The sequence below is a fragment of the Humidisolicoccus flavus genome, assembly GCF_045689595.1.
GTDB lineage: Bacteria > Actinomycetota > Actinomycetes > Actinomycetales > Microbacteriaceae > Humidisolicoccus > Humidisolicoccus flavus.
In genome coordinates this window covers 414,777-430,837 of the sequence record NZ_CP142724.1, presented here as the reverse complement: position 1 = coordinate 430,837, position 16,061 = coordinate 414,777, and the positions used below count along the sequence as shown (strand labels likewise).

The following is a 16,061-nucleotide window of genomic DNA, read 5'->3' as shown; positions in this document are numbered from 1 at the left end:
TCCTCATGGCTGAAGAAATGGCACCGTACAGCTCGGGTTCCTCGTCCGCGAGCGAGCCACCCAGAAGACGAGTTCGTGTCCGGCACTTCGCAAATGCGAAAGCCGAAGGGGTCAAGATCACTGGGCTCACCTCGTACGACGTCCTGACCGCAGGAATCTTCGATCGAGCTGGAATCGACTTCTTACTGGTCGGCGACTCTGCGGGCAACACGGTGTTCGGCTACGACACGACGCTTCCGGTTACGGTCGATGAACTCATTCCACTGACACGTGCGGTCGTTCACGGTGCCACTCGCGCGCTCGTCGTCGCCGATATGCCGTTCGGCTCCTATGAAGTCGACGACAAAGAAGCCCTGCACACCGCGCTGCGCTTCATGAAGGAGTCCGGTGCGCACGCTGTGAAACTCGAAGGAGGGGAACGCAGCGCGAGCCGAATTCAAGCGATCGTTGACGCGGGAATTCCAGTGATGGCGCACATCGGCTACACCCCGCAATCGGAGCACGGCCTGGGCGGACACGTCATTCAGGGTCGTGGCGAGTCCGGTGAGGAGCAGCTGATGAGAGACGCCCGTGCGGTTCAAGCAGCCGGGGCGTTTGCAGTCGTCATTGAGATGGTGCCCTCGGGGATCGCACAGCGCGTCACCGCCGAACTCGACATTCCGACGCTCTCGGTCGGGGCCGGCCCGCACTGCGACGGCCAACTCCTGGTCTGGACCGACTGGGCCGGGCTCACAGGCGGTAGAGTGCCGAAATTCGTCAAACAGTACGCACAACTCGCACAGACGCTCGAGAGTGCAGCACGAGAATTCGGTGAAGAGGTTCGATCAGGCGCCTACCCGGCCGCCGAACACGAGTATCAATAATTCGGTTCCGCTGAGCTTCAGTCGTTCTCGGCTTCTTCTTCAGCCCACGCCGCGCGACGCTGTTCGATGACCTCTGGTGCGCGAGCAGCCTCCTCAGCGGTCGCGAATGGCCCAACGCGTTCGGTCGCGGGCGAGACTTTGCCCTCTTCGACCGCTCCGCTCGTGCTGTTGTAATAGAACTCGGCCATCGCAATGCTCCTCACACAGTCCAACTAGGATTCTCACTATGCCACGTGACACCGACGGCCACCTCACCCCGGGCCCCCTTTCGAAGCCACGCCAAGTTCCAACATCGATCAAGCGACCCGAATACGTTGGAAAACCTGCGCCAAAACCGCACACCGGTGGTGATGTGTACGACGCTGAGACGATTGCACGCATCCGCCGAGCCTCACAGTTGGCAGCCGACGCTCTCCAGACCGTCGGAGCAGCGATCAAACCTGGCGTGACGACAGACAGCCTCGACGCGATTGGTCACGAGTACGTGGTTTCCCACGGCGCATACCCCTCGACGCTCGGCTATCGCGGCTACCCCAAATCCTTGTGCTCGAGCGTCAACGAAGTGATCTGTCACGGGATTCCGGACACGACCATCCTCGAAGACGGCGACATCCTCAATATCGATATCACGGCATTCCTCGACGGAGTCCATGGCGACACGAACGCCACATTCGTTGTCGGCGATGCCAGCGAAGAGGTCGCGCTGCTGGTCGAGCGCACCAAGACCGCGCTCATGCGGGGCATCAAGGCGGTCATGCCGGGCCGTGAAGTGAACGTGATCGGGAGAACGATCGAGGCGTACGCGGGACGCTTTGGATACGGTGTGGTGCGTTCATTCACTGGGCACGGCGTCGGCGAATCATTCCACTCGGGGCTCATCATCCCCCATTACGACACCGACGAGTTCACCGATGTCATGCAGCCGGGCATGGTCTTCACGATCGAACCGATGCTGACACTCGGCACGCACGAGTGGGAGATGTGGAGCGACAAGTGGACAGCGGTCACAAGCGATCGAAGCTGGACCGCACAGTTCGAGCACACACTCGTCGTGACGGAGCAGGGTTCCGAGATCTTGACTCTGCCCAGCAACGCGTAACGTTCAGCACCTCATAGAATTCCGTGTGAGCGAAGCGCTCGAACACGGAACCACCGACCACTCACAGCAGAGGAAAACCAATGAGCAGAGCAGCCATCGGAGTCGACATCGGCGGAACCGGGATCAAAGCGGCAATCGTCGACGTTGACGCAGGTGAACTCCTAAGTGATCGCATCAAGCGTCCGACTCCCGAGGGCGGCGAGCCAGAAGCCATCGCGGACGTCGTCGTCGAACTGGTTCAAGCGCTCGATGCCCCCGCAGACACCCCCATCGGCATCACTTTTCCTGCGATCGTGCGCAATGGCGTGACACTCAGCGCAGCAAACGTCTCGAAGTCTTGGATCGGCCTGCACGCAGAGGAACTCTTCTCGAAGCGCCTCGGATCGGCGATTCATTTTGTGAACGACGCGGACGCCGCTGGGTTCGCAGAAGATCACTACGGCGCCGCCAAGGACGCAGAGGGCCTTGTGATCCTGACGACGCTCGGCACCGGCATCGGCGGAGCACTGATCTACAACGGTGTCCTCATCCCGAACGCCGAGCTCGGGCATCTCGAACTCGACGGACACGACGCCGAGACTCGTGCATCGAATCGGGTTCGCGAACGAGAAGAACTCTCCTGGGAGGACTGGGCAGCGCGCCTGCAGCGCTACTACTCGCACCTCGAGTTCATCTTCAGCCCAGATCTGTTCGTGGTCGGAGGCGGAGTCTCGAAGTCGTCAGAGCACTTCCTGCCACTGCTCGACCTCAAGACGCCAATCGTGCCGGCAACCCTGCGAAACAATGCAGGAATCATGGGGGCTGCCGCGCTCGCTGTCGGCGTCTAGCACCTGTGACGCAGAACGCCCCTCTCCGAACGGTGAGGGGCGGGGCGAACTGGCCAGCCGATACGCCGGGTTCTGTCGTGGGCGACCATCTCTCTCGAGAGTACGTTGCCGCACTCCTCTAGCGATCTACCCGAAGACGAGACGAGCAGCCTCATGGTCTTCTGTCTGATCTTGCTCCGGGCGAGGTTTACCTAGCCGAACCGCTCACACGGTCCGCTGGTGGTCTCTTACACCACCGTTTCACCCTGACCGACTTTGCAGTCGGCGGTCTACTTTCTGTTGCACTTGCTCGCGGGTTACCCCGGGTGGGTGTTACCCACCACCCTGCTCTGCGGAGCCCGGACGTTCCTCGGCACCTGTTCCCAGGTGACGCGGTCGCCTAGCCGACCAGTTCGCGTGACAATTCTATCCGCCTTGACGGAAGAAGGATTCTCGCGAGTCCATCACTTCGTTCGCCACCGCATCCGCCCGAGCGTTCTGCGCGCGAGGGATCCACGTGAACGAAACCGAGACGCCCGTGAGCAGCTCCCTGGCTTCCGCAGCGAGGTCAGCCATCGAGGGGTGTTTGATCTTCCAGCGCCCGCTCATCTGTTCGACAACCAGCTTCGAATCCATGCGGACGTCGATTTCGGCATCAGCGTCGATCGCCAGCGCCGCGCGAACGCCCTCGATCATGCCGCGGTACTCGGCGAGGTTGTTGGTCGCAGTGCCGATGAACGTTCCAATTTCGGCGAGCAGTTCGCCGGTCTTTCCGTCGATGACGATCGAACCGGAGCCTGCGAGCCCTGGATTTCCTCGGGACCCGCCGTCAGCCTCGACGATCAGCCGGCGACTCACAGCCCAGACTCTTCGGTGCGAACCAGGATTGCGGAGGAACCCGGGCAAAGGATGACGCTTTCGGCCGGAGTCCGCGCGATTTCCGCGAGTTCCGCCGCGGTCAGCTCCACTCCAGATGCCTCGGAAGTGCGCCGACGGAGCAAGCTCGCGCCGAATCCGTAGCGTTCGCGCTGACGATCGTAGAGCTTCAGCAAATCTTCAGGAATGGTGGTCGCGATCGTCTCACGTTCACGAGCAACCTCAGCGAGATCGGCCTTGAGTACTTCGAGCTCTGCGTCTCGAGCCGCAGCAAGCGTTTCTCGTTGCGCGCGTGCAGTTGCGGCCTCTGCTCGAACAGCTTCCAGCGCCTCGGTGGCTGCTTCAGCCCGCTCCATCACGGTCAGCTGGATGTCTTCGAGGTCGCCGCGTCGTTTCTGCAAGGAAACGATCTCGTGCTCGAGCGCCTGCGCGTCCTTTGCACTCGCCCCTGAAGTCAGCCGTGACTGGTCCCGAACAATGCGAGCCTCAACGGTGGCGACATCGGATTCGATTCGTCGGATTTCCGCGTCAAGATCATCCTTTGCCCCCAAACGCTCCAGCACGGTGCGGTCGAGAATCGCAAGCGAGGCGTCGAGTGTCGCGATCTCTGCGGACTGCGGCATGTTCTTGGCACGGTGCTCGAACCGAGTGCGCTCCGTGTCGAGCTTTTGCAGATCCAGCAGGCGTCGCTGGTCGGCTGGTGAGGCGGTGATTGCCATGGTGCTCCTACTGTTGGACGAGAAAATCCCAAGGGTCGGTACGAAGGTCACTGACCTGCACGGAGACTCCTGGAAGTTGGGCGGCGAGTTCTTCGGCGGCGCTCGAAAGCCACAACCATTCGCTTGCCCAGTGTGAAATGTCGATGAGTGCTGGACCCTCGCCAGCCAAGTGCGCTTCTCGGGCGTCCGAAGCTGGGTGATGGCGCAGATCGCTGGTGATGTAGACATCTGCTTCGCGAACTGCATTGGCGTTGAGCAGGGAATCCCCGGCTCCACCGCACAATGCGACGCGTTGCACCATCGTCTGGTAGTCGCCGGCGACGCGAATTCCGGTCGCGGTTGCCGGTGCGAGTGCAGCAAGGGCGCGAGCCAATGCACCGAGCGTGATCGCGTTCGGCAAGGAGCCGACTCGACCAAGACCGAGCGCTTTGCCGTCGCGAGTGAATGTCTCCTCGATCGGCAGGACGTTTTCGAGGCCGAGCGAGCGCGCAATACCGCCGCTGGTACCGCTGTCGACGATGTCAGCGTTCGTGTGCGCGGTGAGCAGTGCGCACTCGTTCCTCGCGAGCGAGACGAGCATCCGACCTCTCGGGGTCGTCTCGGCGATACTCGATACCCCCCGAAGCAGCAGCGGGTGGTGCGCGATGATCAAATCGACCTGTTGCGCTACCGCCTCTGCAACGACGGCGGATGTCACGTCGACGGTCAGCAGGATCTTGGCGATCTGCTGCGAAGGGTTGCCGACGACGAGACCGACCTCGTCCCAATCTTCCGCGCTTGCGGCGGGCCACAGCTCTTCGACGGCAGCGTGCACCTGAGCGAGAGTTGTCATACCGCCCATTCTACGGGGGCAATCCGCAGAGAAGGTCTGCCACGATACTGCTATGCCATCGGAAACTTCGCGCCTGCAATCGAGCCAAAACGCTGGTTCTTCACTCAAAGAGCAAGGGCCTCAGGAAGCACCCTTCGAGCGCCTCTCGCTGCGAGCGAAGACACGCCGGTTCGTCGAGCATCGGATGTTTCAAGGATCGATCATTGCTCTCATCCTCATCAACGCGGTCATTCTTGGTGTCGAAACGACCCCGAACCTCGATCCAGAGCTCGTCAGTTTCCTCGCGATGTGCAACGTCGTCATCGTCGCCATCTTCACCGTAGAGATCGTGCTGCGATTGTTCGCACATGGTCGCGAGTTCTTCAAAGACGGCTGGAGCTGGTTCGACCTCATCATCGTGATCATCTCGCTGATCCCGGCGTCTCAGGGCACCGGAATCCTGCGCGTCCTGCGCGTCTTGCGCGTACTCCGGCTCATGTCGAGCGTTCCAGCGATGAGGAACGTCGTTGGCGCCCTCGTCCGGGCAGTGCCCGGCATCGGCGCAATCGGCGGGCTTCTGGTCATGATCATGTACGTGTTCGCGGTAGCGTGCACGATGCTGTTCGGCCCAGTGCTCCCGGCACACTTCGGTGATCTCGGTGCGACGTCTATCTCGCTCTTCAGGCTGCTCAATGGCGATGGATGGGGCGAGTTGGTCGCACCGCTTCAAGAGCAGGTACCGTACGCCTGGCCGTTCATGATGCTGTACGGCGTGATTTCGACGTTCGTGATTCTCAATCTCTTCATCGCGGTGACTTGCGAAGCGCTCGATCGGCAGAAGGACGAGCACCGTGATCCAACCCCGGTGGAACAGCAGATGATGCGGGAGATCGCAAGCCTGCGCGAGACGATCGAATCCTTTGCGCAACAGCAAGAACCAGCACGTCACGAAGCGTCACACATCTTGGCGGAAGAAAATCCGAAGCAATAGCGTTGCACCCGTCACGCGCAATCCGCGTGACGTTGACTTCGCACAGCAAGGACCTCCTGAACATGGCAAAACCACGTATCCTGACGATCGCCGCAACGGCTGCTCTCGCAGCACTGACGTTGAGCGCATGCAGCACCGGCGGCGGAACCGAGCCCGCCGAATCGGGCGCGCAGGGTGAGGGTGTCACCCTCGAACAGGTTCAGGCAGACGGAAAACTCGTGGTCGGCACCGAGGGAACGTACGCGCCATTCTCGTTCCATGAAGGCGGAACAGGCGATCTGACCGGATACGACGTCGAGATCATCACCGCGGTCGCCGAAAAGCTCGGTGTCGAGGTGGAATTCCAGGAGACGCAGTGGGATGCAATTTTCGCTGGTCTCGACTCCGGACGCTTCGATGTCATCGCGAACCAGGTCTCGATCAATCCAGACCGCGCAGAGTCGTACGACTTCAGCACCCCGTACACCTACTCCCCCGGCGTTCTGATCGTGACCGAAGATTCGCCGATCACCTCGCTCGAGGAACTCGAGGGTGTTTCCAGTGCCCAGTCACTGACCAGCAACTGGGCCGACGTCGCTCGTGAATTCGGCGCGCAGGTCGAAGCGGTCGAAGGATGGGCGCAGGCCGTTGAACTCCTCCGACAGGGCCGTGTCGACGCGACGATCAACGATGCACTGACCTTCTACGACTACGAAGTCAATGAGGGCGGCGACACCGGCCTGAAGATCGTTGACGAAACCGCAGAGGTCTCGGAAAACGCCTTCACCTTCGTGAAGGGCAGCGACTCGCTCGTCGAGGCCGTGAACGAAGCACTCGAAGAGCTCACCGCAGATGGCACCCTCAAGGAAATCTCTGAGCGATACTTCGACGCAGATGTGAGCGTCGCACCGTAGGCTCGGCTGTACCGACGAAGGACGGCGCCCGCTGGATCGCGCGGCGCCGTCCTTCATTCTTGATCGACCTGAAAAGGGAATATCGCCGTGTTTGTCATCACGCTCCCGCCGGAGTACGCAGACCTCGAGCTCGCGTTGAACTCCGTGTGGCCCATGACGCTGGAAGCACTCCGAGGCACGATCCCGCTCGCGCTCGCATCATTCGCCATCGGACTCGTCATCGCGCTGCTCATCGCGCTCGCCCGCATCTCGAAGAATCGCCTGCTGCAGGGATTCGCACGCGGGTACATCTCGATTATTCGAGGTACACCGCTGCTCGTGCAGCTCTTCGTGATCTTCTACGGACTGCCCTCACTCGGATTGCTCATCGATCCGTGGCCCAGTGCAATCGTCGCGTTCTCCCTCAATGTGGGTGGTTATGCCGCCGAGGTCATTCGTGCCGCGATCTTGTCGGTACCGAAAGGGCAATGGGAGGCTGCTCACATGATCGGAATGAGCCGATCATTGACGCTTCGTCGCGTGATTCTGCCGCAAGCTGCTCGCGTCTCGGTGCCGCCGCTTTCGAACACCTTCATCAGCCTTGTCAAAGACACCTCGCTCGCATCGTTGATTCTTGTTACGGAACTCTTTCGAAAGGCGCAGGAGATCGCAGCGCCGAGCCGAAAGTTCATGGTGTTGTATTTGACGGCCGCAGTGATCTACTGGGTGATCTGTCTCGTATTGTCATGGGGTCAGAACCGCGTCGAGAAGAGGCTGGAACGTAATGTCGCAAAGTAACTTCTTCTCCAACAATGCCGAACCGCTGCTCCAAGTGCGCGGTCTCAGAAAATCGTTCGGCGACAACGAGGTGCTTCGAGGGATCGACTTCGACCTCACCCCTGGTCGAGTCGTTGCTCTCATCGGCCCGTCCGGCTCAGGCAAGACGACGGTCCTGCGATCGCTGAACGGCCTCGAGACGCCCGACGCAGGTGTGATCGCTGCACCCTCGGTAGGTCTCGAACTCGATTTCGCCAAGAATCCGAAACAGAGCGAACGGGCAAAGCTGCGTGATCTTTCGGCAATGGTGTTCCAGCAGCACAACCTTTTCCCACACTTCACCGCGCTGGAAAATATCATCGAAGGTCCGATCAAAGTGCAGGGTCGCCCCCGAGGAACGGTCATCGCCGAGGCGGAGGCTCTGCTCGATCGTGTGGGTCTCGCCGACAAACGAGACGAGTACCCGCACGCGCTCTCAGGCGGGCAGCAACAGCGTCTCGGGATCGTCAGAGCGCTCGCGCTCCAGCCCAAGATGCTCCTCTTCGACGAGCCGACGAGCGCTCTCGATCCGGAGTTGGTTGGTGAGGTCCTTCGCGTGATGCAACAACTCGCTGACGAGGGATGGACGATGGTCGTCGTCACCCACGAGCTCGCCTTCGCCCAGGAAGTCGCCGATCACGTTCTGTTCCTTGACGGCGGCGTGGTCGTCGAAGAAGGCGATCCGCGCGATGTGTTCACGGCGCCGCGAGAAGCACGAACCGCTCGCTTTCTTCACCGACTCTTGAACCCCTTTGTCCGTGACGACCCCCGCGACGACAACGACCTGAATCGATGACCCCCGCTCGGAAACCGCTTCTCGTGCTGCTCCACGGCGGTGGTGTCGGTCCGTGGATGTGGGCTGCGCAACGTGCGCACTTCGCTGACCGCTTCGAGGTCGTCACTCCAACGCTCCCCGGGCACGATCCGGCGAGAACCTCGGACTTCACGACGACAGCGGCCGCAGCGCGTGCGGTCGCGGAAGAGATCGGGTTGGAACAACGAGGCGAACCGGTGACGGTGCTCGGATTCTCCCTCGGTGGGCAAGTCGCGGTGCACCTCGCAGCGCTCTTCCCTCGGCAGGTTGATCGTTTGATCGTCGTGAGTTCAGTGCTCACCCCTGTCCCTGCGATCCGGATGATGGCGCCGCTCGCGATGCTCAGCTTTCCGCTGTCAAAGCAGGAGAACTTCGCTCGAAAGCAGGCGGCAGCGATGTTTCTCTCGCAGGAGATGCTGAGCGACTATCTCAAAATCTCCCGCGCACTCAGCCGAGCAAGCTTTCTTGCGATCATGCGAGAGAACTTCTCATGCGACGCAGCACGAATACTCGGCTCCATTGAGGCCATCGATGCAAATCGTGTACTGCTGATCTCGGGTGAGAAAGAACCGAAGGTGTTGCAGCAGGCGATGTCGAAGGTTGCTGCACAGTTTCCCGCCGCAACCCGAGTTTCGCTCCCAGACACTTCGCACGGCAGTTGGTTGCAGAGTTCCTCGACATTGCACGAGGAACTCGATGTGTGGCTCGAACGAACCGGGCCGCCTGCGCCGTGAACCTGACCTGCCAGAATCTGCAGGATTTTCGACCAAAAAACCCCGAGTTCAGGTGAACTCGGGGTTTTGCGGTGGGCCCTACCGGGATCGAACCGATGACATCCACGGTGTAAACGTGGCGCTCTACCAGCTGAGCTAAAGGCCCGCGAAGAAGATCGTAGCGCTATTTCCTCAAACTACGTAATGCCGATTCGTAGCTCGCAAAATCCCGAGCCTGGCCCGGTGCTGTTTCGAACTTCGCGTGGATCGTCCGGTCTTGATCGATGACGAAGGTCGCTCGTCCTGCCGTTCCCCGATCCTGCAAAAACACACCGTAGGCATCCGCGACTGCTCCGTGCGGCCAAAAGTCGCTCAAGAACATGAAGTCATAGCCTTCCGACTCGGCAAAGGCTCGAAGGGCACCTTTCGAATCGACTGAAATCGCGACGAGCTCGACATCAGCGTGAGCGAATAGCTCGAGGTTGTCGCGCAATTCGCAGAGTTCACCGGTGCAGATCCCGGTGAAAGCGAGTGGAAAGAAGACGAGGACCACCGGCTTTTTGTCAAGGAGTTCACTCAGCGAGACGGTTTCGCCGTATTGATTCGGGAGCGAAAAGTCTGGAGCGATCGCTCCAATGGAATGGGTCATCTCTTGATTCCTCGTCACGTTGCGGACCTCATGAAAGCAACTCGAGCCATTCTAGAACGGACGTGCCGCAAGCCCACTCCCAGGCGCACTAGAGTGGAGCGGAGGAACCGGTGCGAGGCACAACCTCGGCACCCGCAATTAGAGCTCTAGGAGTGTCAGCGGTGACCGTGAACGACCAAGATCCCTACTCGGCGCACAACCAGGATGCCGACCCCGAGGAAACAGCTGAGTGGCAAGAGTCACTGAGCGCCCTCGTCGCAACCCACGGTGCGGAACGTGGACGGGAAATCATGCTGAGCCTGTTGAAACGATCGAAAGATCTCCAGCTCGGCGTTCCGATGATTCCAACGACGGATTACATCAACACGATCGCCCCCGGCGATGAACCAGAATTCCCTGGTGACGAAGCCCTCGAGCGCACCTACCGCAAGTGGATGCGCTGGAACGCGGCAATGCTCGTGCACCGTGCCCAGCGTCCAGGCGTTGGCGTCGGAGGACACATCTCGACCTATGCTTCGAGCGCGACCCTGTACGAAATCGGGCTCAACCACTTCTTCCGCGGGAAGGACCACCCGGGCGGTGGCGACCAGATCTTCTTCCAGGGTCACGCCTCCCCCGGCATGTACGCCCGCGCGTTCCTCGAAGGACGCCTCTCGGAGAACCAGCTGAACGGGTTCCGCCAAGAGAAGTCACACGCGGGCGGTGGACTCTCGTCCTACCCGCACCCGCGTCTCATGAACGAGTTCTGGGAATTCCCGACCGTGTCGATGGGTCTCGGACCGATCAATGCGATCTACCAGGCGCAACTCAACAAGTACGTGACCAACCGCGGCATCGCCGACCGGAGCGATTCGCGCGTCTGGGCTTTCCTCGGTGACGGCGAGCTCGACGAGGTCGAAAGCCGCGGCGCATTGCAGCTCGCTGCCAACGACAACCTCGACAACCTGACCTTCGTCGTCAACTGCAACCTCCAGCGCCTCGATGGTCCAGTACGCGGAAACGGAAAGATCGTTCAGGAGCTCGAGAGCTTCTTCCGTGGCGCCGGCTGGAATGTCATCAAGGTCGTTTGGGGACGCGAATGGGACTCGCTGCTCGAACGCGACAGCGACGGTTCGCTCGTCAACCTCATGAACCAGACCCCGGACGGCGACTACCAGACCTACAAGTCGGAAGATGGCGCCTTCGTCCGCGAGCACTTCTTCGGCCGCGATGAGCGCACGCTCAAGCTCGTCTCCGAGATGAGCGACGACGACATCTGGAAGATGAAGCGCGGTGGCCACGACTACCGCAAGGTCTACGCCGCGTACAAGGCTGCCACGGAGTCCAACGGCAAGCCGACCGTGATCCTCGCGAAGACGGTGAAGGGTTACGGCCTCGGCAAGACCTTCGAGGCTCGCAACGCAACGCACCAGATGAAGAAGATGTCGCTCGAAGACCTCAAGGCCTTCCGCGATCACCTCGGCATTCCGATCGAGGACAGCCAGCTCGAGGCTGACCCGTACAACGCGCCGTACTACCACCCGGGCCAGGACGACCCAGCGATCAAGTACATGCAGGAGCGCCGTCGTGAACTCGGCGGCTACCTCCCCGAGCGCCGCACGAAGTCGACGGTCATCCCGCTCCCCGACGACAAGGCCTACGCCCTGCCGAAGAAAGGCAGCGGCAAGCAGGAGATCGCGACGACCATGGCGTTCGTTCGTCTGCTCAAGGACCTGCTCCGCGTTGACGGGTTCGGCAATCGCATCGTGCCGATCATCCCCGACGAGGCTCGCACCTTCGGTATCGACGCCTTCTTCCCGTCGAACAAGATCTACAACCCGCACGGCCAGAACTACATCTCGGTCGACCGCGACCTGCTGCTGAAATACCGTGAAGCCCCAGACGGTCAGATCCTGCACGTCGGCATCAATGAGGCGGGCGCCATGGCGGCGTTCACGGCTGTCGGAACCTCGTACGCCACACACGGCGAACCACTGATCCCGATCTACGTGTTCTACTCGATGTTCGGATTCCAGCGAACCGGCGACGCAATGTGGGCGGCCGCCGACCAGATGGCCCGCGGGTTCATCATCGGTGCGACTGCGGGCCGGACCACCCTCACCGGTGAAGGCTTGCAGCACGCGGATGGACACTCGCCGCTGCTCGCGAGCACGAACCCGGCGATGGTCGCCTACGATCCCGCATACGGTTACGAGATCGCACACATTATGCGTGACGGAATCCGACGCATGTACGGCGAAGATGCAGAGAACGTCATGTACTACCTGACGGTCTACAACGAGCCATACGTGCAGCCCGCGGAGCCCGAGAACGTTGACGTCGAGGGAATCCTGAAGGGAATCCACCGTGTCAGCGAGAGCGAGCACGACGGTATGCGAGTCCAGCTGCTCGCTTCGGGTGTCGGTCTGCCGTGGGCAATCCACGCGCAAGAGTTGCTGCTCGAGGACTGGGGCATTGCCGCAGATGTCTGGAGCGTGACCTCCTGGTCTGAATTGCGTCGTGATGCACTCGCTGCTGATCAGCACAACTTCATGAACCCGCACGCTGAGAGCAAGGTGCCCTACATCACGCACAAGCTCGGCGACGCTGAAGGTCCGTTCATTGCAACGAGCGACTACATGCACGCAGTTGCTGACCAGATCCGCGAATGGGTTCCCGGCGACTACTTGACGCTCGGTGCTGACGACTTCGGGTTCTCCGACACTCGGGCGGCTGCACGTCGCTACTTCACGATCGACAGCCACTCGATGGTCGTGCGCGCACTCGAAGCACTCGCGCGCCAGGGCCGAGTTCCACTCGGCACTGTGCAGCAGGCTATCGAGCGCTACTCGCTCCACGATGTGAACGCGGGCATCTCCGGCAACGCTGGTGGAGAGTCGTAGAACGAATGGCTCGCTCGAAAGCGCAGCAGCTTGCTTGGCTGCGGCGAATCTGGGGGAACTTTCCACGACGGTTCTCAAGCAGCTTGACGACACGCTGCCCTGGTATCGAGACATGCCTCCTTCGCGGAGGAGCTCGGTCGGGCTCGTGGCACAAGCCGGAATCTCGTCGTTCGTGCAGTGGTACGACGACCCCAGCACAACCGCATGGATTGCATCGGATGTGTTCGGGGTCGCGCCACGCGAATTGCTCCGCTCGATCAGCCTGCAGCAGACACTGCAGCTCATTCGTGTGGTCGTTGAAGTCGTTGAACGACGCGTCCGCGCGGAAGACGAGTCAATGCGCGAGGCGATTCTGCTGTACTCGCGCGACATTGCCTTCACCGCGGCAGATGTGTACGCTCGCGCCGCCGAGTCCCGCGGCCTCTGGGACGCGCGTCTTGAAGCACTCGTCGTCGACTCAATTCTGACGGGCGAGTATGACGAAGAGATGCCGTCCCGTAGCGCCGCTCTCGGCTGGCACGGACACGGCGAGGTCGCGGTCGTCGTTGGAGCCTCGCCACGACAACTCGACGTCGACATTCTGCGTCGAATCGCGCGGAAGAACGACGCCGACGTCTTGGTCGGTGTACAGGGCGCCAGGCTCGTCGTTGTCATAGGACGAGTGCCCCGTGAGGATTCCGCCGAACGCACGCAGACGTTCAGCGAACTGGTGCAGAAGCTCGACGACTGCTTCGGACCGGGACACGTCGTACTCGGACCAACGGTCCCGAGTATCGTCGAAGCATCGCACAGCGCGAAAGCTGCGCTCTCTGGATTCGCAGTCGCGCGTGCATGGCGAGGAGCACCCCGACCGGTGCAGGCCGACGCGCTCCTGCCCGAACGTGCTCTCGCCGGTGACCCGAACGCTCGAGCGGCCCTTGTGTCACGGGTATGGATTCCGCTCGGAGAGCACTCGGCGGACCTCCTCACCACACTCTGGGCGTACCTCGACAGCGGCCGCTCCCTCGAGGCCACAGCGCGCGAACTCTTCGTACACCCGAACACTGTGCGCTATCGCTTGAAGCGCGTGAGCGAAATCATCGGCCTCGATGCAACGGGCGCACGCGAATCACTTGCCTTGCACGCGGCCCTCATCATCGGATCCATGAGCGGACACGATCGTCCGAACTCGAGCGCATTCACTCACTGATATTCACAAACTGACAGGATTAATGCTGTGATCATCATTGCCGCCCCTGGCCAAGGTTCTCAAACACCAGGATTTCTCGAACCCTGGATCGCAGAGCCAAGCGCACGCGATCGACTCGTCGAGTTGTCGGACCATGCGGGCATCGACCTCCTCGCCCACGGTACGACGAGCGACGCCGACACGATCCGGGACACTCGGGTCGCGCAGCCGCTGATCGTTGCGGCCGGCATTCTGACGCTCGAGGCGCTCGGCAGCACTTTCGACCGTGCCGTCGGTTTTGCCGGCCACTCGGTTGGCGAACTCACCGCTGCAGTCGGTGCCGGCGTGCTCTCAGCGAACGAGGCGATGCAGCTCGTTGCGGTCCGGTCCGAAGCGATGGCTACCGCAGCGGCCGAGACACCGACGGGAATGGCCGCTGTCCTCGGTGGTGACGAGTCAGTGCTCCTTCCCTTGTTTGCCGAGCACAATGTCGCCCCGGCCAACTACAACGGTGGCGGACAGATCGTCGTAGCCGGTCCAGTCGCTGGGATCGAATCGCTCATCGAAGCCGCACCTAAGGGTGTCCGGGTCATCCGTTTGCAGACCGCCGGCGCATTCCACACCTCGTTCATGTCGGCAGCGGTCGCGCCTCTTCGTGCCGCCGTCTCGACCGTCTCGCCGAGCGACCCGAAGGCGCCGCTCTGGACCAACAATGACGGCACACTCATCCGCTCTGGAAGCGAGTACCTCGACCTCATCGTCGGCCAAGTTGAGAGTCCCGTTCGTTGGGACCTGTGCATGGAGGCGTTCGCGGATGCGAACGTCACCGGCATCATCGAGCTTGCGCCTGCAGGTGCGCTCGTCGGACTCGCCAAGCGCGGACTCCGAGGGGTGCCGAGCGTTGCAATTAAGACCCCCGAAGATTTGTCTTCAGCCCTCGAACTCCTCCAGGAAGCAGCATGAGCCCAACACTGAATACTCCACTCAGCACCGGATACTCCCGGATCCTGAGTGTTGGAGCAGCACGCGGCGACCTCGTCGTTCCCAACGATGACCTCGTCGGTCCGATCGACTCCTCAGACGAGTGGATTCGCCAGCGCACAGGGATCATCACTCGGAAACGCGCCTCGAAAGACATTCACGCCGTCGACCTGGCCGAGACCGCGGCCCGTGAAGCGATCGAGCGAGCCGGTATCGAGCCCTCTCAAATTGGTGCCGTAATCGTTTCGACGATCAGCAACTCCGTTCCGACTCCTTCGATGGCGGCGCTCCTCACCGATCGTCTCGGTGCGACGCCAGCCCCCGCTTTCGATATCAGCGCTGCGTGCGCAGGATATTCCTACGGTGTCGCGCAGGGTGACGCACTCGTTCGTGCGGGCGTTGCCGAATACGTGCTCGTTGTCGGCGCTGAAAAGCTCAGTGAAATCGTCGATCCGACCGACCGCTCCATCTCCTTCCTGCTTGGCGACGGCGCAGGTGCCGTCGTCATCGGCCGAAGCGAGACGCCAGGCATCAGCGCGCCGGTGTGGGGTTCGGATGGCAGCAAGTGGGACACCATCAACATGACATCGCCGACCGCAGCAATGCGCGACAGCGGTGCCGCATGGCCGACATTGCGCCAGGATGGCCCCACCGTGTTCCGATGGGCAGTGTGGGAGATGGCGAAGGTCGCACGACGCGCTCTCGAAACCGCTGGGATCACGGTCGATGATCTGGCCGCGTTCATTCCGCACCAGGCGAACATGCGAATCATCGACGAGTTCGCAAAACAGTTGAAACTTCCCGAGCAGGTCGCAATTGCGAGGGACATCGAGACAACCGGGAACACGAGTGCGGCATCCATTCCGCTCGCGATGCACCAGTTGCTCATCGACCAGCCAGAACTTTCTGGAGGTCTTGCACTACAAATCGGCTTCGGCGCTGGGCTTGTCTACGGCGCTCAAGTCGTTGTCCTGCCGTAGGCTTAACACGCTTCAAACAGA

The 16,061-nt window shown here is 61.3% G+C and carries 16 protein-coding genes, 1 tRNA gene, 1 other RNA gene and 1 pseudogene; 12 read left to right on the top strand and 7 right to left on the bottom strand.

All coding sequences use genetic code 11. From position 1 onward, the window contains the following. The first annotated feature begins 5 nt into the window (after window positions 1-5). Entirely contained in the window at window positions 6-863 is an 858-nt protein-coding gene (gene panB / locus U2H20_RS02090; RefSeq protein ID WP_430592860.1) for a 3-methyl-2-oxobutanoate hydroxymethyltransferase, read from the top strand. A gap of 17 nt (window positions 864-880) precedes the next feature. Here the strand turns inward: panB and U2H20_RS02085 are convergent, their stop codons facing one another. After that, window positions 881-1,051, bottom strand: coding sequence for an SPOR domain-containing protein (locus U2H20_RS02085; protein ID WP_430592859.1), 171 nt, complete (start codon window positions 1,049-1,051; stop codon window positions 881-883). A 38-nt stretch (window positions 1,052-1,089) separates the two neighbouring features. On the opposite strand from U2H20_RS02085, the gene map reads away from it, so the two are divergent. Both map and ppgK read left to right on the top strand, forming a co-directional pair. Further along, on the top strand, window positions 1,090-1,962 hold the full coding sequence (gene map, locus U2H20_RS02080; protein WP_430592858.1) for a type I methionyl aminopeptidase: 873 nt from the start codon (window positions 1,090-1,092) through the stop codon (window positions 1,960-1,962). 80 nt (window positions 1,963-2,042) lie between these two features. Continuing rightward, window positions 2,043-2,789: a polyphosphate--glucose phosphotransferase gene (ppgK, locus tag U2H20_RS02075; protein ID WP_430592857.1), complete on the top strand. Its 747-nt coding sequence runs from the start codon at window positions 2,043-2,045 to the stop codon at window positions 2,787-2,789. Window positions 2,790-2,834: 45 nt separating this feature from the next. On the opposite strand, the gene rnpB is transcribed toward ppgK, so the two are convergent. The 4 genes from rnpB to U2H20_RS02055 form a co-directional block, all read right to left on the bottom strand. Then, an RNA gene (rnpB, locus tag U2H20_RS02070) (RNase P RNA component class A) lies at window positions 2,835-3,180 on the bottom strand. A gap of 14 nt (window positions 3,181-3,194) precedes the next feature. Further along, window positions 3,195-3,626, bottom strand: coding sequence for a reverse transcriptase-like protein (locus U2H20_RS02065; RefSeq protein WP_430592856.1), 432 nt, complete (start codon window positions 3,624-3,626; stop codon window positions 3,195-3,197). Continuing rightward, window positions 3,623-4,363, bottom strand: a complete 741-nt coding sequence (locus U2H20_RS02060; RefSeq protein ID WP_430592855.1) for a zinc ribbon domain-containing protein — start codon at window positions 4,361-4,363, stop codon at window positions 3,623-3,625. The genes U2H20_RS02065 and U2H20_RS02060 overlap by 4 nt, the downstream gene beginning before the upstream one ends. Before the next feature lie 7 nt (window positions 4,364-4,370). Then, complete coding sequence (locus U2H20_RS02055; protein ID WP_430592854.1) at window positions 4,371-5,195, bottom strand: Nif3-like dinuclear metal center hexameric protein; 825 nt, start codon at window positions 5,193-5,195, stop codon at window positions 4,371-4,373. 52 nt (window positions 5,196-5,247) lie between these two features. On the opposite strand from U2H20_RS02055, the gene U2H20_RS02050 reads away from it, so the two are divergent. From U2H20_RS02050 to U2H20_RS02030, 5 genes are all read left to right on the top strand, one after another. Further along, window positions 5,248-6,165: an ion transporter gene (locus U2H20_RS02050; protein WP_430592853.1), complete on the top strand. Its 918-nt coding sequence runs from the start codon at window positions 5,248-5,250 to the stop codon at window positions 6,163-6,165. A gap of 62 nt (window positions 6,166-6,227) precedes the next feature. Continuing rightward, window positions 6,228-7,058: an amino acid ABC transporter substrate-binding protein gene (locus U2H20_RS02045; RefSeq protein WP_430592852.1), complete on the top strand. Its 831-nt coding sequence runs from the start codon at window positions 6,228-6,230 to the stop codon at window positions 7,056-7,058. Window positions 7,059-7,211: 153 nt separating this feature from the next. Further along, the gene (locus tag U2H20_RS02040) at window positions 7,212-7,835 is read left to right on the top strand and encodes an amino acid ABC transporter permease (RefSeq protein ID WP_430593570.1); all 624 of its coding nucleotides are present in this window, start codon (window positions 7,212-7,214) and stop codon (window positions 7,833-7,835) included. Next, entirely contained in the window at window positions 7,822-8,649 is an 828-nt protein-coding gene (locus U2H20_RS02035; protein WP_430592851.1) for an amino acid ABC transporter ATP-binding protein, read from the top strand. The genes U2H20_RS02040 and U2H20_RS02035 overlap by 14 nt, the downstream gene beginning before the upstream one ends. Next, on the top strand, window positions 8,646-9,401 hold the full coding sequence (locus U2H20_RS02030) for an alpha/beta fold hydrolase (protein ID WP_430592850.1): 756 nt from the start codon (window positions 8,646-8,648) through the stop codon (window positions 9,399-9,401). The genes U2H20_RS02035 and U2H20_RS02030 overlap by 4 nt, the downstream gene beginning before the upstream one ends. A gap of 72 nt (window positions 9,402-9,473) precedes the next feature. Here U2H20_RS02030 and U2H20_RS02025 read toward each other — a convergent pair. After that, window positions 9,474-9,546: transfer RNA gene (locus U2H20_RS02025), tRNA-Val, on the bottom strand. An 18-nt stretch (window positions 9,547-9,564) separates the two neighbouring features. Then, window positions 9,565-10,029, bottom strand: a complete 465-nt coding sequence (locus U2H20_RS02020) for a peroxiredoxin (RefSeq protein ID WP_430592849.1) — start codon at window positions 10,027-10,029, stop codon at window positions 9,565-9,567. A 161-nt stretch (window positions 10,030-10,190) separates the two neighbouring features. Between U2H20_RS02020 and aceE the strand changes: the two genes are divergently transcribed. The 4 genes and pseudogenes from aceE to U2H20_RS02000 all read left to right on the top strand — a co-directional run bounded on the left by aceE (window position 10,191) and on the right by U2H20_RS02000 (window position 16,040). Beyond that, complete coding sequence (gene aceE, locus U2H20_RS02015; protein WP_430592848.1) at window positions 10,191-12,911, top strand: pyruvate dehydrogenase (acetyl-transferring), homodimeric type; 2,721 nt, start codon at window positions 10,191-10,193, stop codon at window positions 12,909-12,911. A 5-nt stretch (window positions 12,912-12,916) separates the two neighbouring features. Beyond that, window positions 12,917-14,100 (top strand): annotated as a pseudogene (locus U2H20_RS02010) (PucR family transcriptional regulator). Between the two features lie 27 nt (window positions 14,101-14,127). After that, the gene (locus U2H20_RS02005; protein WP_430592847.1) at window positions 14,128-15,042 is read left to right on the top strand and encodes an ACP S-malonyltransferase; all 915 of its coding nucleotides are present in this window, start codon (window positions 14,128-14,130) and stop codon (window positions 15,040-15,042) included. After that, window positions 15,039-16,040: a beta-ketoacyl-ACP synthase III gene (locus tag U2H20_RS02000; RefSeq protein WP_430592846.1), complete on the top strand. Its 1,002-nt coding sequence runs from the start codon at window positions 15,039-15,041 to the stop codon at window positions 16,038-16,040. Before U2H20_RS02005 ends, U2H20_RS02000 begins: the two co-directional genes overlap by 4 nt. The last annotated feature ends 21 nt before the right edge of the window (window positions 16,041-16,061 follow it).